Origin of the sequence: Endozoicomonas sp. (assembly GCF_965196975.1) — a bacterium.
Taxonomy (GTDB): domain Bacteria; phylum Pseudomonadota; class Gammaproteobacteria; order Pseudomonadales; family Endozoicomonadaceae; genus Endozoicomonas.
In genome coordinates this window covers 773,266-793,002 of record NZ_OZ239981.1, presented here as the reverse complement: position 1 = coordinate 793,002, position 19,737 = coordinate 773,266, and the positions used below count along the sequence as shown (strand labels likewise).

General features: G+C 46.7%; 19 protein-coding genes and 1 tRNA gene. 5 read left to right on the top strand and 15 right to left on the bottom strand.

The genetic code is table 11. From position 1 onward, the window contains the following. Positions 1–8: 8 nt before the first annotated feature. Complete coding sequence (locus ACOCLE_RS03515; protein WP_419537145.1) at positions 9–872, bottom strand: co-chaperone YbbN; 864 nt, start codon at positions 870–872, stop codon at positions 9–11. A gap of 1,024 nt (positions 873–1,896) precedes the next feature. Between ACOCLE_RS03515 and ACOCLE_RS03510 the strand changes: the two genes are divergently transcribed. Together ACOCLE_RS03510 and ACOCLE_RS03505 are read left to right on the top strand one after the other, a co-directional pair. Further along, positions 1,897–3,000, top strand: coding sequence for a phosphoribosylaminoimidazolesuccinocarboxamide synthase (locus ACOCLE_RS03510; RefSeq protein ID WP_419535535.1), 1,104 nt, complete (start codon positions 1,897–1,899; stop codon positions 2,998–3,000). A 125-nt stretch (positions 3,001–3,125) separates the two neighbouring features. Further along, complete coding sequence (locus ACOCLE_RS03505) at positions 3,126–4,406, top strand: ISKra4 family transposase (RefSeq protein WP_419532972.1); 1,281 nt, start codon at positions 3,126–3,128, stop codon at positions 4,404–4,406. Positions 4,407–4,474: 68 nt separating this feature from the next. Here the strand turns inward: ACOCLE_RS03505 and bamC are convergent, their stop codons facing one another. Both bamC and dapA read right to left on the bottom strand, forming a co-directional pair. Next, positions 4,475–5,647: an outer membrane protein assembly factor BamC gene (gene bamC, locus ACOCLE_RS03500; RefSeq protein ID WP_419535534.1), complete on the bottom strand. Its 1,173-nt coding sequence runs from the start codon at positions 5,645–5,647 to the stop codon at positions 4,475–4,477. Next, positions 5,647–6,522 carry a 4-hydroxy-tetrahydrodipicolinate synthase gene (gene dapA, locus ACOCLE_RS03495; protein WP_419535533.1) on the bottom strand — a complete coding sequence of 292 codons (876 nt, stop codon included), beginning with the start codon at positions 6,520–6,522 and terminating at the stop codon, positions 5,647–5,649. Before dapA ends, bamC begins: the two co-directional genes overlap by 1 nt. A 428-nt stretch (positions 6,523–6,950) precedes the next feature. Between dapA and ACOCLE_RS03490 the strand changes: the two genes are divergently transcribed. Further along, complete coding sequence (locus ACOCLE_RS03490) at positions 6,951–7,463, top strand: peroxiredoxin (RefSeq protein WP_419535532.1); 513 nt, start codon at positions 6,951–6,953, stop codon at positions 7,461–7,463. Positions 7,464–7,508: 45 nt separating this feature from the next. Here the strand turns inward: ACOCLE_RS03490 and ACOCLE_RS03485 are convergent, their stop codons facing one another. Beyond that, positions 7,509–8,573, bottom strand: coding sequence for an AI-2E family transporter (locus tag ACOCLE_RS03485; protein ID WP_419535531.1), 1,065 nt, complete (start codon positions 8,571–8,573; stop codon positions 7,509–7,511). A gap of 77 nt (positions 8,574–8,650) precedes the next feature. Next, a complete protein-coding gene (locus ACOCLE_RS03480; RefSeq protein ID WP_419535530.1) occupies positions 8,651–8,881 on the bottom strand; it encodes a sulfurtransferase TusA family protein in 231 nt (76 codons plus the stop codon). A gap of 242 nt (positions 8,882–9,123) precedes the next feature. Between ACOCLE_RS03480 and ACOCLE_RS03475 the strand changes: the two genes are divergently transcribed. After that, positions 9,124–10,608 carry a M48 family metalloprotease gene (locus tag ACOCLE_RS03475; protein WP_419535529.1) on the top strand — a complete coding sequence of 495 codons (1,485 nt, stop codon included), beginning with the start codon at positions 9,124–9,126 and terminating at the stop codon, positions 10,606–10,608. 192 nt (positions 10,609–10,800) lie between these two features. Further along, positions 10,801–11,142, top strand: coding sequence for a hypothetical protein (locus ACOCLE_RS03470; protein WP_419535528.1), 342 nt, complete (start codon positions 10,801–10,803; stop codon positions 11,140–11,142). A 41-nt stretch (positions 11,143–11,183) separates the two neighbouring features. Here ACOCLE_RS03470 and nadA read toward each other — a convergent pair whose 3' ends face one another. The 10 genes from nadA to tolQ all read right to left on the bottom strand — a co-directional run bounded on the left by nadA (position 11,184) and on the right by tolQ (position 19,560). Further along, entirely contained in the window at positions 11,184–12,227 is a 1,044-nt protein-coding gene (gene nadA / locus ACOCLE_RS03465) for a quinolinate synthase NadA (RefSeq protein ID WP_419535527.1), read from the bottom strand. Positions 12,228–12,500: 273 nt separating this feature from the next. Beyond that, a tRNA-Lys gene (locus ACOCLE_RS03460) sits at positions 12,501–12,576 on the bottom strand. 48 nt (positions 12,577–12,624) lie between these two features. Further along, positions 12,625–13,320 (bottom strand): 7-cyano-7-deazaguanine synthase QueC, encoded by a 696-nt coding sequence (gene queC, locus ACOCLE_RS03455; protein ID WP_419535526.1) that lies wholly within the window; start codon positions 13,318–13,320, stop codon positions 12,625–12,627. Between the two features lie 27 nt (positions 13,321–13,347). After that, entirely contained in the window at positions 13,348–13,986 is a 639-nt protein-coding gene (gene queE / locus ACOCLE_RS03450; protein WP_419535525.1) for a 7-carboxy-7-deazaguanine synthase QueE, read from the bottom strand. 303 nt (positions 13,987–14,289) lie between these two features. After that, complete coding sequence (gene ybgF / locus ACOCLE_RS03445; protein WP_419535524.1) at positions 14,290–15,033, bottom strand: tol-pal system protein YbgF; 744 nt, start codon at positions 15,031–15,033, stop codon at positions 14,290–14,292. Between the two features lie 232 nt (positions 15,034–15,265). Next, positions 15,266–15,826: an OmpA family protein gene (locus ACOCLE_RS03440; RefSeq protein ID WP_419535523.1), complete on the bottom strand. Its 561-nt coding sequence runs from the start codon at positions 15,824–15,826 to the stop codon at positions 15,266–15,268. Positions 15,827–16,261: 435 nt separating this feature from the next. Beyond that, positions 16,262–17,596 carry a Tol-Pal system beta propeller repeat protein TolB gene (gene tolB / locus ACOCLE_RS03435; protein ID WP_419535522.1) on the bottom strand — a complete coding sequence of 445 codons (1,335 nt, stop codon included), beginning with the start codon at positions 17,594–17,596 and terminating at the stop codon, positions 16,262–16,264. Beyond that, the gene (locus ACOCLE_RS03430; RefSeq protein ID WP_419535521.1) at positions 17,593–18,438 is read right to left on the bottom strand and encodes a TonB family protein; all 846 of its coding nucleotides are present in this window, start codon (positions 18,436–18,438) and stop codon (positions 17,593–17,595) included. Before ACOCLE_RS03430 ends, tolB begins: the two co-directional genes overlap by 4 nt. After that, entirely contained in the window at positions 18,439–18,876 is a 438-nt protein-coding gene (gene tolR / locus ACOCLE_RS03425) for a protein TolR (RefSeq protein ID WP_419535520.1), read from the bottom strand. A 15-nt stretch (positions 18,877–18,891) separates the two neighbouring features. Further along, positions 18,892–19,560, bottom strand: a complete 669-nt coding sequence (gene tolQ / locus ACOCLE_RS03420) for a protein TolQ (RefSeq protein WP_419535519.1) — start codon at positions 19,558–19,560, stop codon at positions 18,892–18,894. Between the last annotated feature and the right edge of the window lie 177 nt (positions 19,561–19,737).

The window sequence follows — 19,737 nt, the reverse complement described above, 5'->3', positions numbered from 1 at the left end:
CAAAACAATCAGTGCATTAGGCCAAAGAGCTTTCCACGATAGCGTTTGGCAACCGGGTTACCCTGCCCCAGCTGATCAAACACCTTCAACATGAGCAGTCTGGCACCGTCCTCGCGGAACTCACGATCCCGGCGAACAATCGTCAGCAGATTCTCCAGCGCTTCTTCATTCTCATCAGCAATCACCAGCCGAATCGCCAGCTGGTAACGAGCCTCATGATCATTTTCATTCTCGGCCAGTCGGGCTTCCAATTCATTCCGGGCAGGTGCATCTGCAACCATTTCATAGAAAGACAGCTTGGCTTTGGGCTGGGCAATACCTTCCGCATCTCCCGGAAGTACCGCCATCAACTGACGGGCTTCATCAATACGCCCGAGCTCCAACAGCAGGTTAACCTGCAACACCTGCAGTGCATGGTTATCAGGCTCATCTTTCAGAATATTTTGGAGAAGCTCCAGTGCCTGGCCTGCTTCGCCTTCGGCCATCAACGCCTCAACCTGCTGGCGAATCATTTCTGCCGGACTCATGGTCAGTGGGTCCAGCACTTCACGAAGCACCTCTTCTGACTGAGGCCCACTGAACACCTGAACCGGCCGCCCCTGGTGCAAAATTACCTGACCAGGCAATGCTCTTACCTGCAATTGATTCACCAGTTGCTGAGCCAGCATCTGTTCTGTTTCTGCTTCCACTTTCGCCAGTATCAGCTTGCCCTGATAAGATGCAGCCAACGTTTCCAGAACACCCAGCTGAGCCGAGCAGGCCGGATCACTCTGCATACCTATATAAAGCAGTACTGGTTGATCGACGGACTGCTGAAGCACTTCCTGAATATTCGCTTCTGTTACATCCACCACGAAGCTTTGTTCATTCATCACATTTGCCACCTTGAAAATCCTGCTGACCCTATGCTGCACTTCTGGCTGCAATAACCACAGTGCAACTTTAAGCTATGTAGGAATGATAAAGATACTTTCACCTTGCGATAAGGCCTCTGCCAGCATTTTTAACCCTTCATTTTTTAACGACCAGGCTCTACCTGAAGGAATGTGATTGAACACTTCGCCGCAATCCACCGCAAAATCACCCCGACAGAAAAAAACTTTTCTTTAAGAATATCTTGGAATTAGCGGTACTTTGTATAAATAGGCTTCAATCCAGGGCGGCCATCTTTACTTTACCCACAGAATCTGTGGATAAGTTTGTGGATGACCCCACACAACCCGTCACAAAGACCGATGTTTACTACCCCCTTATCAAACTGATCATTTTTTGATCTATTTTTTCTTCTTATTTTTCATACACTTAGGATAAGTACTTACAAAATCAGTCACTTATGGCGCCAAAAAAAAATACACGTCAATCGCTTGACATTTGTGCATAAAAAAAATTAGAACCCTCTTCTAGCCAGCACCTTAAGGCTCCCACCAAAAGCCCCGAACCAAAGCTCTAATAACAAACAGTTATTAATAAACCACCCCCTATTGAGCAGCTCCAAGCCCGTAAAGTCATGCTATGGATTTTTTTCCTGTACAGAGAGCATCGGTTATTTGCTATGATTTCGAGTCTGAACATCCCCGGTCATACCTTGCGCTGGTTAGGTTCTGTTCAAGGATGCACAGATTCAGACAGTAATGAGCCATTCCCTGTGAAAGCGCTTTTGAGTATTTACGTGCTGCCAACTACCAGTTCTACCTTCATGTAGTTAAGTAGTTCGCCTGCATGACAAAAGGCCTTTCATAGCTCAGCTGTCATCAGCCAGGAATATACTCACCAGCATTCAGGCTGCTGAAGGTAGACACTCATTCACTTGTTGCCTGCAAGCACCTCAAATAGCGTTGGGTATAGTTGTACCACCATCATTCGTCATAAATCGACAATACAGAACAGGTAGTTGCAATGAGTCTTGCTGATAAGGTCCTGGCCGTTAACAACGATCTCCCGATTCGAACCGACCATCCTATTCATTCCGGCAAAGTCCGCTCCGTCTACTGGCTTACCGAAGCTGACAGCAGGCGCCTTATTCATGAAAAAGGCTATGATGTTGCTCACGATGCGCCACTGGCCATTATGGTCATTTCCGACCGCATCAGTGCTTTTGACTGTATCTGGCATGGCGAAGGTGGATTACAAGGGATTCCAGGCAAAGGAGCCGCACTGAATGCGATTTCCAACCACTGGTTTAACCTGTTCAAGGAATACGGTCTGGCTGACAGCCATATTCTGGACATCCCCCACCCACTGGTATGGATAGTGCAAAAAGCACGCCCGGTCATGGTTGAGGCTATTTGTCGCCAATACATCACTGGCTCCATGTGGCGCGCTTACAGTCAAGGAGAACGTGAGTTCTGTGGAATCCGTTTACCGGAAGGTCTGCAAAAAGATCAGCAGTTGCCAGAGCTATTAATTACACCATCAACAAAAGGTGTAATGAAGGGAATTCCCGGCGTCCCCGAAGCCGATGACGTCAATATTACCCGTAAAAATCTTGAAGATAACTTCTCCTCATTTAATTTCAGTAGGCCAGAAGACATTGATCGATACGAAATACTGTTAAGGGAAGGGTTCAGCGTTATCAGCCAGTCTCTATCAGCCCTGGACCAGATTTTTGTTGATACCAAGTTCGAGTTTGGTTATGTCACCGATGCCAGCGGGCAGGAAAAGCTTATTTATATGGATGAGGTTGGTACTCCTGACTCATCCAGAATCTGGGATGGTGAAGCATACCGACAAGGTAAAGTGATTGAAAAATCAAAAGAGAGCTTCAGGCAGTTCCTGCTCAACCACTTCCCTGATCCGGATATTCTACTGAATAAAGAGAGAATGCCGGAACGGGAAGCGCTTGCCCGAGAGCATGCATTACCAGAAAGTGCATTTATGGATCTCTCCAAAACCTACACAGACATCGCCGAGACAATTACCGGGAAGCCTCTGGATGTTTCTGACAACCCCAAGGCCGAGATTATCGAGGTTCTGGCTAAAGAGTATGGCCTGATCGTTTAAAGGTCACTATTCAAAAGCAACAACCTGCGCTTAAGAACGACAGGGTGCTCTCTCTGAATGATTGAAACAATAGTGCTCTATTTTCACAGCTACTATGGGAACACCACTCATAATAGTTAACTGTCATGCCCGCTTCTGTTATTTCCAGCTCTACCAAAAGCATCGTTTTGCAAATTGAAGTTTCTATAGATTCAGGCAACATGCTGAATCTTGAAGATAGTTTACAGCGTGCACTCAATGAAGCCGGGCAGCTTGGAACAAAAGAGTTATTGGGGCTATTTGAATCACCCAATAAAGAACCTATCGTCGTTAATCAGCAGAAGTGGAACTACAAAGGAAAGGTTCTTAAGCACTATGAAACCTTATACGGTCGTATACCTTTGGAGCGCTCCGTATATCAGGGTGTCAGAGGTGGCAGTACTCTGGCAGCACTTGATCTTCGTGCCGGTATTATTGGTTCAGCTACCCCCAAATTTGCCAAGTCTATCGCCTGGAAATACAGCCAGATGCCAGCGCCTGCGGTAAAAGAAGATTTTGAGACCAACCATCAAAGGACGCTTTCAAATTCTTATATCAAGCATTTATCGGACAGAGTAGGTGCATTAATTGAAGACCAGCAAGACACTCACTACCACCTTCCTCCACTAAAAGAGCCTGTTGAAACAATAGCCATTGGTCTGGATGGAACCTGCATGCTGCTTTGTGAAGAAGGCTGGAGGGAAGCCATGTGTGGGACATTGAGCCTATATTCTGCAGATGGAGACAGGCTCCACACGATATATACAGCCAGTTCGCCAGAGTATGGTAAACAAAGCTTTATGAGCAAGCTCGACGAGGAGATTGCAGATCTAAAACGACTCTACCCAAATGCCACATACATCGGGGTAGCTGACGGGGCTAGAGAAAACTGGAGTTATTTGAAACAACATACCTCTGGGCAGATACTCGATTTTTATCATGCATCTGAATATTTAGCTGGAGCAGCGGAAGCACTGTTTCCAACCAGTAAGGCGAAGCGACACCAGTGGCTTGAAGACAGGCTACATAGTTTGAAAAACAAGCGTGGAGCAGCCAAAAAAATCCTTCAGGAAATTGAATCAGCCGAGCTCCCGAAAAAGACAATCGCACTGACAGAGAAGCGCTACAAAGCTGTGAGCTATTTTACAAACAATCACCAGTTAATGAATTATCATCAGGCGCTTAAACGCCATTGGCCAATAGGTTCAGGAGTTACTGAAGCGGCTTGTAAGACTCTGGTAAAGCAACGATTATGTGGTTCTGGAATGAGGTGGAAAGCAACAGGAGCGGAAGTGCTTTTGACAACAAGAGCACTGATCCAGAGTAAGGGGCGCTGGGAACAACTTTGGTCTGAGTTCATGACTGGAAAGGTTGAAGCTAACCTATGAGTCAGTTATCAAATTGAGAGAGCACCCGAACGACAGGCAAAAAAAGCAGGCTTGCGCCTGCTTTTTTATTAGAGGTTATTCTGGATAACCTTAAGTAGCCTCTGACTAACCTCTGCAGGTGCTGATGTATTAACATCCTTTTCTACAGAGAGCTGAACGACTTCCGAGTAATTACTCACCCTAACCGTTAACGTTTTCTTCTCATCAGAAACATCCACTTCTTCTTCATCGCTGAACCAGCCAGACCAGAAGCTCTTTTTCTTTTCAGCCTGTTTCAGCTGCGGAACTCCGTCTGCAAGATAAAAGAGACCTGCAGAGCGGTTACGATCCACTACTTTAAGCCCAGCCTTATCCAATGAATTGGAAACAGAGTCCCATACACGAGCATAAGACAAACCACGAACAGTCAGCACCGGGTTACCGTTACCATCCCGCCCTATCTCAGCAAGTGAACTAACATCCAGCCCCTGGGCCTGAAGAGAAACAGATGACTTCGTCTCATTTCGAGCTAGAAAAACCAGCAGCTCAGCGAGTACACCATTATCCAACCGTTTGCTTCGTTCCCCCAGGTTATCCCATTTCACTGGGACAGAAGGCTCTTTTCCTTTCTTTGGAAGAGGGCGCCCCTGATGATAAACATGAATCTCCGTCGTACCCTCTTTCAGACCACCACGAACCTCAAAGCGAAAACGGTCTTCCATTGGATCAAGATCATCAACACCAAACAACTTACCTAATGTCCGGTACATCACACCGTGATCTTTATCGTTGCCAAAATCATTCCACTGGGTTTCTACAATCCCCTTGGCTGGATTCTTTGTGGCAATACCAACACCTAACTCATCAAGATAGCCTATCACTCCGGGCCAGACTTCTGATGGTTCACGATCTACAGACAACCATTCCTGACTGCCATTTCGCTCAAGGCTGTAGTGATCACCCTCTTTCATCATCAATCGCTGGGATGGCCTTGGTACTTCGAAGTCTCTAGGTAACTGCTGGCCAGCTTGACTGATTTCAGGAATCACCAGAATATCACCCAGCTCACGGGACTGAACATTATCAGGCAGTTGAATTGGCTTGGAAGCCTGGGCCTCCGTATAGTCACCAGCACGATCCCGCAGATACCCTTGCTGGCCAAAGGGATTGGCACAACCTGTCAACACCAACGTGCCGATAGCAACAGACAGGCCCAACCGGGTGCGCCTTTTCAACTCACTGATCCTTTGACCTGGAACCATCAAATCAACCCCGCCTTTTTCAGTGCACTTCTAACCTCAGAGTGATAACACCCTGAGAGGGGCGTCAATGGCAAACGAATACCTTCCTTGATCATCCCCATTTCCATTAATGCCCATTTCACTGGAATCGGATTGGCTTCCAGAAAGAGCTTGCTGCTCAATGCATCAATCTGGGCATTGAGCGCTTCAGCTGAACTGCGATCGCCTGCAATCGCAGCGACACACAATTCATGCATAGTTTTTGGAGCAACATTATTAACGACAGAGATAACACCATTTGCCCCCTGGAGCATCAACTCCATACCAGTGGCATCATCGCCGGAATAAATAGCAAAGTCATCACCACACAGTTCCCGAATCTGTCTGCCGCGCTCAATAATACCCGTAGCTTCTTTCACACCAACAATATTATCAAGCTGACTCAGGCGACCTATAGTTTCTGGTAAAAGATCTACCGCAGTACGACCGGGCACATTATAGAGAATCTGGGGAATCGAGACCGATTCAGCTACCGTTTTATAATGAAGATAAAGCCCTTCCTGAGTCGGCTTGTTGTAATAAGGTGTCACCAGCAAACAGGCATCGACCCCCAATGCCTTGGCTTCAGCTGTCAGATGTACTGCCTCAGCTGTCGAGTTCGCCCCTGTACCGGCAATCACAGGAATCCGGCCATTAACCTGATCCACCATCCGCTTAATGGCTTCACAATGTTCCTGCACAGTCAGAGTGGCTGACTCACCTGTGGTGCCCACCACCACGATCCCATCAGTTCCCTGGTCGATATGATGCTCTACAAGTGCATGCATACTCTCCCAGTCCAGCTCACCATTGCCATACATGGGGGTAACAATTGCCACCAGGCTCCCGGTAATCATCAGTTCACTCCTAAAGGCAGAATCTTGCGTAATGTTACTAATGCCCCTTTATATTCACAAGGCCGAAATCTTACCCACAGCGACTCTTTATTGAAAAAGCTCAAGCCCCGAAGAGAGAAAAACCCAATTCTTTGAATACCTACTTCAGAACCTGCCTTTTTTTCAGTGATGGTTTAAACTATCTCCCTGAATTTAATAATGACTTCCGTATTGGCTCCAGAGCTCTTTCTTCTCATACAAGATGGCTCTGAAGAGGAAGCAGAACAATTGCATGGATTACCATGGCAGCTTCGCCGCAGACATACGGGCGGGGAAGTGGTCGAACTTTCGCTGCCTGAGCCGATAAATTTATAATTCTCTGGGGCTGCTGTATTAGACCAACAGAACCTGCAGCTATTTAACCAAATGAGAGCGACTAAGGATAAAACATGAGCGTAACTCTGGGCCAACCCGTTCCTGACTTTACCGCCCAAGCGACCAGTGACACGATGGTCAAACTCTCTGAACTCAAAGGTCGTAAAGTCGTACTGTTTTTTTACCCAAAAGACAATACTCCCGGCTGCACCAGTGAAGGGCAGGCCTTCAGAGATCTCTATGAGCAGTTTCAGGACTCAGATACCCTGGTCTTTGGTGTATCCAAAGACGGCATGAAAGCTCATGAAAACTTTCGAGCTAAACATGACTTCCCCTTTGAGCTGATTTCAGACAAAGATGAAACGCTTTGCAAACTGTTTGACGTTATCAAACTAAAACAAATGTATGGCAAGGAGTATATGGGGATCGAACGGAGCACCTTCCTCATTGATAGCAATGGCGTTCTCCAACATGAATGGCGAAAGGTTCGTATCAAAGGGCATGTAGAAGATGTTTTACAAGCCGCTCAGATGGTAGATACTCAAGCCCTGACAGACAATAGCGAAGAGAGCGACGAAGAGGAGTAATTAAAGCACCATTCTCTCAACTAAAGTGGGCCAAAGCCCACTTTTTTAACTTGATTCCACATCCGCCACAGCAGGCCAGGCATTCATTACCGCCTTTAATAAGGTCGCCAGAGGGATTGCAAAGAAGATCCCCCAGAACCCCCACAAACCGCCAAAAACCAGAACAGCAAGAATAATAGCAACCGGATGAAGGTTCACCGCCTCAGAGAAAAGCAGTGGCACCAGAACATTACCATCCAGCGCCTGAATAATCGCATAGGCCACCATCAGGATGACAAACTGATCACCCACGCCCCACTGGAAAAAACCAATAATGGCAATGGGAATCGTCACCACTGTTGCCCCGATATAAGGTACTACAACCGAGAAACCAACCATCACAGCCAGAAGTGCAGAGTAGCTTAACCCTAATATGGCAAACAGCACATAACTGATACCTCCAACAATGACAATTTCTATCGCCTTGCCACGAATATAGTTGGCAATCTGCCCATTCATCTCATCAGCGACCTGGTCAATCAACCGACGACGACGAGGCAAAATACCGGTTATCCAGCCCAGTAACACATCCTTATCCTTCAGAAAAAAGAAGACAAGAATAGGCACCAGAATTAAGTAGACCATGAGAGCGACAATACCGGGGAGCTTGGATAGCGAAAAAGAAAATGCCCATTGTCCAAAGTCAGCAAGGTGCTTATTAATGGTTGTGACCAGTAAACTAACCTGATGCTCAGAAACAAATCCTGGGTATAGATCAGGCAGGCTGACCAGCAAAGTCTGGCCTTCGCGGACCATGCCAGGCATTGCATTTAACAGATGAGTCACCTGCTCCCAGACTAATGGCACTACCACAAAAATCACCAGCAACAGCGCTGCCATAAACCCCATAAAGACCAGATTGACAGCCAGAAGATGAGGCATCCGTCGCCGCTCAAGCCAGTTCACCAGGCCCTGCATCAGGAAAGCAAAAATCAAAGCAGCCAATGCAGGTGCAAGCATTTTTCCCATGGTAAGGACAACAACAAAACCAACCAGCAATATGACCAGAAGAACAACCGCCTCCTGGTCCGAAAGATAGCTGTGCAACCACCCCTTAATTACATTCAGCATCAAATGCTCCGTTAATTATTCAATGGCCCAAGACTCATTCACTGAACTCAAGTCCCTTCAAGCTTAAGCTGACTGATCTACTTATGCTGCAATGTATGGATATAAATCCCCTGATCTTCTTCACTGGCAACCAGAATATGCCCACTGATTTTGGCAAAACTGGCAAAATCCCTGACAGAGCCTGGATCTGTAGCATACACTCTAATAACCTGACCTGACTGCATTTGACTGAGCGCCTGTTTTGCTTTCAGTAATGGCAGTGGACAGCTCATACCTTTAAGATCAAGTTCCTGGTCAACATCCATCATAACAACTCATTCTTCAGAGGCTTAAACAGTAAAATACACTCAACATTAATATCAGCGACAGAATCAGGATATCTATTAGTTACAGCGTCAAAACTGTGTAAGCACTTTAGCGGGCAAATGGTTAAAAAGGGTAATATCCTGTCCATGATCAAGCACTCTTATGACTGCACTGTGTTATATGGCACCGTCATAAACAGATTCGTGATAAAGTGTACCGTAGAAAACACGAGTATGGATATTCTATGAAACGAGCGGGCTTTTTGTCAGTGTTTATATTAGCCGCAGCGCTGACCTCTGTACTGTCGACTTACTCCAGCGTCACAATGAGCAGTAACCTCAACCTGCCAAGCCTGGGTGATACCACTTCGGGTATTATTTCCCAACAGGAAGAGTATGAACTTGGACGGTCATGGTTAAAAGCACTTCGCAATCAAACCCCTATGGTTTCTGACCCACAACTTAAAGACTACCTTGAAAACCTTATCTTCCGACTGGCCGCCTCAAGCCAACTTCAGGATCACCGGCTTGTCCCCCTCGTTATTGACAGCCCTGTCTTGAATGCTTTTGCGGCACCTGGTGGGATAGTTGGCGTTAACACCGGCCTGTTTCTCAACGCAGAAACTGAAGCTCAGTTTGCTGCTGTTCTGGCACACGAACTTGCACATTTGAGCCAGCGTCACTATGCCCGCAATGTTGAAGAAGCGCGTAATAAAAGCATCCCCAATGCTGCAGCCATTCTTGGCTCCATACTGATCATGGCAACCGCTGGCGGGGATGCTGGTGCCGCAGCCCTAACGTCAACTGTTGCAGGAATGCAGAGTGCACGACTTCGTTTCAGCCGTCAGTTTGAACGAGAGGCTGATAATATCGGCATCACCACGCTAGCTAAGGCAGGCTTTGACCCACAGGCAATGCCTGAAATCTTTGAGCAAATGAACAAAGCCAGCCGTTATGGCAGCCGCCCCCCAGAATTCCTCCTTACTCACCCGGTGACAGAAAACCGTATCGCAGACTCTCGGGCGCGGGCTGACCAGATGTCAGCCCAGAAGCTAAGAACAACTAAAGGTTCTCAAAACTACCAGTTCATGAGAATGCGTGCTGCTGTTTTAAACAGCAACAATCATCACGAAATGGCTCGCCAACTTAACAAAGAGCTGGAATCAGGACTCAATTCAGCGACGAAATCCAGTCAGCCAACGACTCGTTACGGACTGGCACTGGCCAGTATGAAAACGCGAAACTTTAAAGAAGCTGAGCGCCAGATGGCAGTGCTTATGCAGCAATACCCCGACAACCCTCATTTGATCATGACACAGGCAATGCTTGAAGCCGAGTCCGGAAATCCAACAAAAGGCCTGACAAGAATTGACAAGGCCCTGAACACAAACCCACAAAGTTACCCGCTGCTGGCCACACGAGCTGAGATTCTTTTAGAACAACAGAATTACCTTGAAGCACGCGACGAACTGCAAAAACTCAGCCGCCTTCGCCCAGATGATCCAGATACCTGGTTTGAGCTTGCTGAAGTCCAGGGACTTGCAGATGATATTGTTGGCCTTCACCAGTCCAGAGCAGAGTACTTTTTTTTAAATGGTAATACCGACGATGCGATCAAACATCTGCAATACGCAGTAAAAATGGCTGGTGACAACTTCTCTCTCAAATCAAAACTCCAGCAGAAGTTAACGGATATGCAGAATTACCGCCAGAAGATTAGAAACTCCTGATTGGAATGGAATAATACTGAGCTAATGCCTACAAGCACAGGGCATTAGCTAGAAGCTGGGCGACCCATAGCTTTTTAAGCTAATTAGAAATAATAAAAAAAATAATATAACTAATTATCTCAGTAAAAATTAAATGTGACCGTTTTTCTGAAATCACCCGTAAAACTCCAGTAATTAACAGGGAGTGGGACAATGAATACATTTACTATTGAAGGCTGGAAAAAGTCACAACCATCTTCATCTCCAATACCTATCGAAATGCTCCATTTCAGAATTAATGATCATTACCACCTAATACTCGAACAGGCTGAAGAAACGCTGCTGGAAAATGGACAAGACGATATGATGATTGACATTGACATCAGCACAATGGAGCTTGAGACCTCAAAGGACTGCGGAGGTCTGGCAGACTGTCAGTTAAGGGTTTATTTGAGCAGAGACTACCAGCGTGGACACTTCCACCTTGTCGGACACAGTGCCATCGACGGTAGTTTGATTTATTCAAATGCCGTGATGGTTGACCAGTTAGGGTAAGCAATACCCTCCTTTCGGGAGGGTAGTTTCTTAATCACAGGTTAAGTGGCAGGTGCAGCTGTAAAGTCCAGCATACGCTGTAAAGGTTTTAAAGCCTTTTCTCGCAACTCATCACTGACTTCAATAGTATTCAAGTCAGTCGGGTTTTCCAAACACCCTAAAAGAGCATCAAGCGTATTCATTGCCATCCATGGGCAGTGCGCACAGCTGCGACAGGTTGCCCCACTACCTGCTGTAGGAGCTTCGACAAAGCGCTTCTCAGGAGAAGCCTGCTGCATTTTGTAAAAGATCCCTCGATCAGTTGCGACAATAAACGTATTGTTCGCCATTTCCTGAGAAGCTCTCAACAGCTGGCTTGTTGAGCCTACCACATCTGCGATCTCAACCACTGAGTCGGGAGACTCAGGATGAACCAATACAGCCGCATCAGGATAAACACGTTTTAGATCTTCAATACCTTTTGCTTTGAACTCTTCGTGGACAATACAACTACTGTCCCAGAGCAGCATGTCAGCCCCGGTATTTTTTTGGATATAGCTACCAAGGTATTTATCAGGCCCCCAGATAATAGCTTTACCCTGAGCATCAAGATCTTCAACAATATCAAGGGCACAACTTGATGTGACCACCCAGTCTGCCCGCGCTTTTACAGCTGCCGAGGTGTTGGCATAAACAACGACTTCCCGATCAGGGTATTGATCACAAAAAGCAGAGAACTCTTCGACAGGACACCCCAGATCAAGCGAGCACTCTGCTTCAAGAGTGGGCATCAATACCTGCTTTTCAGGACTGAGGATTTTAGCCGTCTCCCCCATAAAGCGCACACCAGCAACGATCAGTGTTTCTGAATCGTGCCTGGCACCAAAACGAGCCATTTCCAATGAGTCAGCAATAAAGCCACCGGTTTCATCAGCCAACTCCTGAACGACAGGATCTGTATAGTAGTGAGCAACCAGAACAGCCCCCTTCTCTTTCAGAAGTTGTTTAATTCTGGTTTTCTTGGCTTCCTTATCAACCGGATCCACCGGCAATGGAGCCTTCTGCAAATGGCCCTGAACGAGCTCTCTGTCTATCACTGCATTCATAAAGCTTGCATCCGGCAAAGCACTCTACCTTCCTAGCCTCTTCAATGAACGGTGTCATATAAGAGCAAGGTAAGTGTCTGCAATTTCCTCTATCTATCAGCCATTAGCCAAAAATATTGCGCTACTTCCATCCCCAAAATGGAAGGAAACCCAGTTCCGCAGTATTTTCAGACACCATCTTATAAGAAAAATGTGGCGGGTAGTCTAACACAGCTCGGACGCCGCATCAGCACTATTGACGATTGTTATGAGTAGATAATAAGAAAGGAGAGATGGTGGGTCGTGTAGGATTCGAACCTACGACCAATTGGTTAAAAGCCAACTGCTCTACCAACTGAGCTAACGACCCAACTCGGGAAATTATACGCACCAGAATTTGTTTTACAAGCCAATTGATTTAAACCGCCTTACGATAAGACGTAGGGTCTACCACCCCCGCCTCAAGAAACCCCTTACGCCGATAACTGCAACTATCACAAACACCACAGGCAACACCATATTCATTGGCCTGATAGCAGGATATGGTCATACCGTAATCCACTCCCAGCTTTACCCCTTCAGATATTATTTCAGACTTGGTTAAATTCAGAAGTGGTGCCCTGATGCGAAAAAGATCACCTTCAACTCCAGCCCTGGTAGCAAGATTTGCCATCTCTTCGAATGCCTTCAAATATTCCGGACGACAATCAGGATAGTTGGAATAGTCAACGATATTGGCACCTATAAAGATATCGCGGGCCCCCAACACCTCCGCCCAGCCAAGCGCAAGTGACAGAAAAATCGTATTCCTTGCGGGAACATAAGTTACCGGAATCCGGCTCTCCGCTTCCTTAATGGGGTCTTGGAAATCCGGTACAGCAATACTCTCATCCGTCAGTGCCGATCCTCCTATGTCTGTTAACCCCAGCTTTAGAACTTTATGCTCAATAACACCTAAAGCCTCAGCCACCCTACGGGAAGCCTTGAGTTCAGAGAGATGACGCTGCCCGTAATCAAAACTGACAGAATAGCATTCAAACCCCTGCGCCAAAGCCATGGCAAGAACTGTGGCCGAGTCCAAACCTCCTGACAAAAGGACTACCGCTCTCTTCATCTGCAACACCTTTGTTAAGAAACAGTATCAGACACCCGGCAGATCTCCCCAGATCATCCGGTGCAGCTGTAATTGAAATCGAACAGGAAGCCTGTCTTCGAGAATCCAGCCGGCCAATGTCTCTGCTGACATCTCTCCACTGACGGGCGAAAAAAGGACATCGGAAACCCTGTTCGGCAGGTCATACTCGATAATTTTAGAAACAGACCACTCATAATCACCTCGGTCTGCAATGACAAACTTCAACTGATCCTTCTTATCCAGAAAGCTAATATTCTCATACAAGTTACGATGTGATTCACCCGATGCCGGAGGCTTCAAATCCATCACCTTAACCACTCGCTGATCCACATCAGATAAGCTTATTGCACCACTGGTCTCAAGAGAGACTTCATAATCTTGATCTGCCAGCTGACTCAATAAGCTGTAGCACGCTCTCTGAGCAAGGGGCTCGCCACCAGTTACAGTGACATATCTGGGACTGTATTCAGAGACTCTGTTTAAAATTGCATCAATGGGCAATAAGTCCCCTCCCTTAAAAGCATAATCTGTATCACACCATCGACAGCGTAACGGGCAGCCTGTTAAACGAACAAACACAGTGGGCAAGCCAGTTGTTCTGGTTTCCCCCTGCAATGAGTAAAAAATCTCAGTAATTCTGAGCATCAAGTTGCCTTCACATACCAGGGGTCAAATGAAAATGCCTTCAGCCTGATTCAAAAGCACCACGAACAGGGGAGCAGCCATTCATCAGGAGCTTAGCAAAACAGGAGCCAATATGAGTAAAGAGACGCGCTTTAAACCTTCACATACCATCATGAGAGAAGTAAGCAGCATAGCAGAGGGACAGAGTTAGAACCGAATATAGTATTTCTACAGAGAGAAGATGAGGAACTGGGGAATTGCCAGAAAATATGAAGGGATTCGCTGGCACAAGAAAGGTAAAAGCTCCGGCACCAGCGTATGGTATCAAGCCCCCCCCATCGTTCTCAGATAGGTATCCGAGAGTCTTGCCGCAGCACTATCGGGGTATTGCTGAATAACAGACTCAAGGAGCTCTCTGGCCTTTTTCTGATCTCCAAGCAAGTCATGAACCCTGCCGAGCTTATAACTGGCATCCGGAACCTTGGGGCTTTCAGGAAACGCATCAAGAACAATCTGAAAAGACTCTTTGGCATCGTCATAACGCCCCTGAGCCATATCAACTTCACCTAACCAATAACGCGCATTATCTGCATAACGCCCATCGGGGTAGGTTTTCAGGTGCTCCAGCAGTGTTTTTTTTGCTTCATCAAACTGCTTTGATCGAATAAAGCTGAATGCCGACTGATAAGCTGCCTCTTCGGCTTTGGTAGCCGATTGGTTCTTATTTTTCACAACATCATCAACAGGGGCACTGGCTATTGGGGGCTTCAAGTTTGCGACTGAGGTGGGATTGCCTACTTTTCCAGCCTGCCCGTTCAGCCGGGAGATACGCTCATCAAGATCCAGATATCTATCCCGGTTTTCCTGCTGGAGTTGCTCAATACGAAAGGCATGCTCTTCCAGCTGCCCGCGCATTTCCATCATTTCCTGACGAAGTTGATCCATCGTATTAAGCAGATGTGCTGTAACATTGTAATCGTCATCATCGGAGTCAACCGGGGATGAAATCATAACAGGCTCATCAGAGATCTTGCTGACTACTGCTCGAGTGTCCGTTGACAGCCCCATAGGTCTCGACTCTTCAACGGGAGCGGGCGCAGCATTAACACCAACACTCAAAGTTCCAGCGAGCACTAAGGGCAGTGCCATAGATAGTTGAAGCCTTGGGCTTGCTTTTCCTCTACTCATTCATCCCCCAGAAAAACGAAACCAGCCGCATTATCAAACCCTGGGTTGTAGAGGCATAATTTAAAGTAGGCCTGCACAAAGCAAGAGCAGATAACTTGACTGGTATTATCAATTACTCAACAACGATAACAGCACGACGATTCAGAGCCCATGCAGTGTCATTGTGCTCTGGATCCAGTGGCTTTTCAAAGCCGAAGCTGATGACTTCAATGCGGTTAGCAGCTACACCTTTAGCAGTGAGGTAATCTTTAACTGCATTGGCACGACGCTCACCCAGTGCAAGGTTATAGGTACGGGTGCCACGCTCATCAGTATGCCCCTGAATCACGATGTTTTTCATGTAACCAAGATCAGACGTCAGGTATGCAGCATGCACGTCCAGAGCCTTGTAAGCTTCATCACCCAGTTTGGAGCTGTCAAATGGGAAAAAGTAGGTATTTTTCTCCAGTAGAGCCTGAATTTCCTCTGGAGATTCATCGACTTTACCGCTGTCAATGACAGCCTGAACTGCAGGATCCAGAACCGGTTGAACTTCTACCAGCACTTCTTCTTCTACAGTGACTACAGGCGGTTGGGTTTCTGCTGTAGTTGGCTCTTTCTTGGAAGCACACCCTGCCAACCAGATAGCAGCTGCAGCCATAAAAGCGGCTTTAACAACATTGGCGATTTGCATTTTCAACTCCAATCATTCTCTACGGGATTTCAAAAATTTGTGCAGTACACTATCAGAACTGAGGTCGCCCGACTAGCCCGAATACCAAGGGATGATAAGGCTTCCTCAGAGAAAGAGCCATCAAAAAAGAAGCAGGCTTAAAAAGAAGGGAGCAAAATAGCGGCAGACTCATTATGACCACCCCAATACATTCATGGGTGCAACCGAAAATCCTGGCGACTGACGGATATCCCGCACCCTATTGATGAAGAAAAAGACAAAAAGACACCTCACCATTCAACGTCCTCCTTAATTACCTTCTTTCTTTCAGCCTACGGCAGCTACTCGAAAATTGATTCAAAAAGAGCTGGTTAATCGAGCATAGCAGCAAGCTGAGAAATCAGCAGGGCAAAATTCGGTCTGCTTATACCACAGTCATTTCACCCTGATACTTTCTTATCTAAGCTCAATACTTGGACCCCATGCAGGCTCCCTGACATCACCCTCAGCAGAAGGTAAGCGCTGCTTTACCCGACCATCAGCAGAGACAATACCCAGCTCACCGTTTTCGCCGCCCTGAACCGAGTAAATCAGTCTGCGCCCACCGGGCGCAATGCTTGGAGAATCTTCCAGCTTTGAAGATGTCAGCAGCCTCAACCGGTCGGTATCAAGATCAAGGATCGCAATATTGAAGTCAGCGGCCCCCTGACCTTTATGAACTAATGCCAGAGACTTTCCATCAGGAAAAACTTTCGCACGAGCATTAAACCGACCTTCAAAGGTTAGACGACGAGGCTTACCTTGTGGAATAAATTCACCATTACTTTTTCGACTGATATCTTGTTGATAAACCTGAGGGCTTCCTCCCCGATTAGAAGTAAAAATAATACTCTTACCATCTGGCATCCAGTCAGGCTCTGTATCAATACCATAATGGGTAGTTACATTACTGATTTTATTGGATGACAAGTCCAGGACATATACATCTGGATTTCCATCTTTGGACAGCACCATGGCTATGGATTTCCCATCTGGAGCCCAGACAGGAGAATTATTCAGCCCTTTAAAACCCGTCAGTTTTTTACGAATTCCTGTCGACAACTCCTGCATGTATATCGCTGGCCGACCCTGCTCAAAGGAAACATAGGTAACTTTTGTCCCATCAGGTGACCAGCTAGGCGATAGAATAGGCTCACTTGAGCTGAACACTTTACGATTTCGCTTACCATCAGCGTCGGCATAATTCAGCTGGTAATCGGTTCTTTTCGCATCGTACCTCTGGGCAGTGACATAGAGAATTCGAGTAGAAAAGTCGCCCTTGAGACCCGTTATTTTTTCATAAACCGCATCACTCACACGGTGTGCCATTTCCCGAAGCTGTGAGCCATTACCCGTAAAACCGCCCTTTGAAATACGCTTGCCTCTGATGACATCATATAACTGGTAGTTCACAGTATAAGCATTGTCTTTCAGCAGGACCTGACCTGTAACCAAGTAAGACGCGCCCAGCACCTTCCAGTCTCGATAATAAACTTCAGATTCACTGGACGGAAAGCTGAGCATACTGCTTCGTGGCATGGCTTTAAAAAGACCACTCAACTTCAAATCGTTATCAATAATCGCTGCAGGGTCTTCAGGTAACACCTTATCCCCCTTCCAGCTAAACGGGGACACAGCCATTGATACGGCCTTATCATTCCCTCGGGTTACTTCAAGAACCAGTTCTGCATGGACAGAAAAACCCCAAAGCAGAAATAAAAACAATAAACCGGTTTTAAATAAATACCTCATTTCACCAAATCCTCGGGTCTGAATCGGAAAGTTATTCGTCGGAAGTATTGATTAAATATACGTCGATCAAGATCCTTCAATTCAGTAAAAGGCTCCGCTCGACGAATGGCCTGAATAACTGATCGATCAAACTCATCATTTCCACTGGACTTCACCATGGTAATATCCTGCACATCACCAAAGGGGGACAGGCTGATTCGAACCTCTGTCACCATGTTATTGCGTGCACTGGGGGGTCTGTTCCAGTTCTGGGAAGTCAAACTTTTAATCAGCGCAGCATATTTAGCTTGCTCAAGCTGATCATGTTCAAGTTGCTGAGCCTCTTTTAAGGCCTCTTGCTCTGCCGCCAGAGCCCGCTCAAGCGCCTCCTTCTCTTTCCGTTTTCTTTCCTTCTCCTGCCTATGCCTCTCCTGCTCTTGACGCTCACGAGCAGCTTCCTCCTTTCTACGAAGCTCCTCTCTCTTTTTTTCCGCTTCACGCTTTAGTGCCAACGCCTTCTGTCGCTCTTGCTCCTTTTTCTGCTGCTCAGCTTTCCTCTTAGCCTCGGCTTTCTTTTTCGCTTCTGCCTGCCGTTTAGTTTCTTCTTTACGTTTTTTCTCTGCCTGACTTTGTACTGGCTTTTTGGTAGCGGTGGGCTTTTCAACCACTTTTGGTAGCGATACTAAGGCTGCACTGATGGGCATTGGTGGCGATATTCTCATACTGGATTCAGCATTCCAGTTGACAATAAGCACCAGAAACAAAGTGATATGCAGAATCAGAGATAGGGCTATCGCAAAGCCATAACTGTCTGAGTCTCTCGCAAGAAAGGCTGGAAAAGCGCTATTGAACCATCTTTTCATTTACTGCCCTTCCAGAGCCACCGGATCAGTTACCAACCCCACGTGACTGATACCCGAATTCTGCAAACCAGCCATTAACTGCACAACTGATCCATAGGAAACATTGGTATCACCCTGAATTAAAACCTGAATATTAGGTCTGGCACTCACTACTTTCCCGACTTTCTCTGTAAGGGAGGGAAGATCAACAGCCTTATCATGATCAGAACCAATATCCATAAAGTAACTGCCATCCGCCTTAACCGAAACAATCAGCACTTCCTTATCATCAGGTAGCGCAATGTTATCGCTACTGGTCTTTGGCAGCTCAACCTTAACCCCCTGTGTCATCATAGGGGCACTGATCATAAACGCGACCAATAGCACCATCATGATGTCGATAAAAGGCACCATGTTTATTTCAGACATGGGTTTACGACGATTTCTTACCTTTGCCATGGGTGTAAGATCCCTTTATGTCCGGCTGTATACTTTACGGTGAAGGATGCTCGAGAACTCATCCGCAAAAGTTTCGTAGTTGGACAATAATGCTTCTACTCTGGAAGCATAACGGTTATAAGCAACAACTGCTGGAATGGCTGCTACCAGTCCTACCGCTGTAGTGAGCAGAGCTTCTGCTATCCCCGGTGCGACGGATGCCAAAGTCGGCTGCTGAACCACCGCTAACCCACGAAAAGAATTCATAATACCTACGACAGTTCCAAAAAGACCAAGATAGGGACAAGTCGATCCGACACTCGCAAGAAATGGCAGATTCGCCTCAAGCCGTTCCTGCTCTCTGGAAATGGCTACCCGCATTGCTCGCTGCGTACCCTCCATCACTGCATCTGGCTCGGCTGTTCCCTGATTACGCAACCGGGTAAATTCGGTAAAACCAGCCTTAAAGATATGTTCCAGCCCTGAATCAGGATGCTCATTCTGCTGAACTTCTTTGTAGAGAAGAATCAGGTCCATGCCTGACCAGAAACGATCCTCAAAAGCAATCATTGCCTGCTGCGCATTCCTGAGCAGAACTCCCCGCTGGATAATCATCATCCACGAAACAACCGATGCTGCCACCAGTATCAACAATACCAGCAGCACAACCCAACTGGCATTGCCAATCAGAGCCCAAAGAGACATGCTTTCTGCCACCGACAACCTCTCTATCCATCAATTATGAAGTCAAAAATAGATTGATCATAACACCAAAAACCAGGATGGGGACCAGAACTACCTATGAGGAACAACAAAAGTAATGTGCATTGTAAGTATTTACCCAGTAAATATCAGATGAATAGCATGTAAGAGCAGGAGATC

Bases quoted from the DNA above. Each gene is read 5' to 3' on its own strand.
- ACOCLE_RS03440 (WP_419535523.1), bottom strand. From the start codon at position 15,826: ATGCAAATCGCCAATGTTGTTAAAGCCGCTTTTATGGCTGCAGCTGCT.
- ACOCLE_RS03430 (WP_419535521.1), bottom strand. From the start codon at position 18,438: ATGAAAAGATGGTTCAATAGCGCTTTTCCAGCCTTTCTTGCGAGAGAC.
- queE (WP_419535525.1), bottom strand. From the start codon at position 13,986: ATGCTCAGAATTACTGAGATTTTTTACTCATTGCAGGGGGAAACCAGA.
- tolR (WP_419535520.1), bottom strand. From the start codon at position 18,876: ATGGCAAAGGTAAGAAATCGTCGTAAACCCATGTCTGAAATAAACATG.
- ACOCLE_RS03480 (WP_419535530.1), bottom strand. From the start codon at position 8,881: ATGATGGATGTTGACCAGGAACTTGATCTTAAAGGTATGAGCTGTCCA.
- nadA (WP_419535527.1), bottom strand. From the start codon at position 12,227: ATGAATGCAGTGATAGACAGAGAGCTCGTTCAGGGCCATTTGCAGAAG.
- bamC (WP_419535534.1), bottom strand. From the start codon at position 5,647: ATGGTTCCAGGTCAAAGGATCAGTGAGTTGAAAAGGCGCACCCGGTTG.
- ACOCLE_RS03490 (WP_419535532.1), top strand. From the start codon at position 6,951: ATGAGCGTAACTCTGGGCCAACCCGTTCCTGACTTTACCGCCCAAGCG.
- dapA (WP_419535533.1), bottom strand. From the start codon at position 6,522: ATGATTACCGGGAGCCTGGTGGCAATTGTTACCCCCATGTATGGCAAT.
- ACOCLE_RS03470 (WP_419535528.1), top strand. From the start codon at position 10,801: ATGAATACATTTACTATTGAAGGCTGGAAAAAGTCACAACCATCTTCA.
- ACOCLE_RS03510 (WP_419535535.1), top strand. From the start codon at position 1,897: ATGAGTCTTGCTGATAAGGTCCTGGCCGTTAACAACGATCTCCCGATT.
- ybgF (WP_419535524.1), bottom strand. From the start codon at position 15,033: ATGGGGCTGTCAACGGACACTCGAGCAGTAGTCAGCAAGATCTCTGAT.
- tolB (WP_419535522.1), bottom strand. From the start codon at position 17,596: ATGAGGTATTTATTTAAAACCGGTTTATTGTTTTTATTTCTGCTTTGG.
- queC (WP_419535526.1), bottom strand. From the start codon at position 13,320: ATGAAGAGAGCGGTAGTCCTTTTGTCAGGAGGTTTGGACTCGGCCACA.
- ACOCLE_RS03485 (WP_419535531.1), bottom strand. From the start codon at position 8,573: ATGCTGAATGTAATTAAGGGGTGGTTGCACAGCTATCTTTCGGACCAG.
- tolQ (WP_419535519.1), bottom strand. From the start codon at position 19,560: ATGTCTCTTTGGGCTCTGATTGGCAATGCCAGTTGGGTTGTGCTGCTG.
- ACOCLE_RS03505 (WP_419532972.1), top strand. From the start codon at position 3,126: ATGCCCGCTTCTGTTATTTCCAGCTCTACCAAAAGCATCGTTTTGCAA.
- ACOCLE_RS03515 (WP_419537145.1), bottom strand. From the start codon at position 872: ATGAATGAACAAAGCTTCGTGGTGGATGTAACAGAAGCGAATATTCAG.
- ACOCLE_RS03475 (WP_419535529.1), top strand. From the start codon at position 9,124: ATGAAACGAGCGGGCTTTTTGTCAGTGTTTATATTAGCCGCAGCGCTG.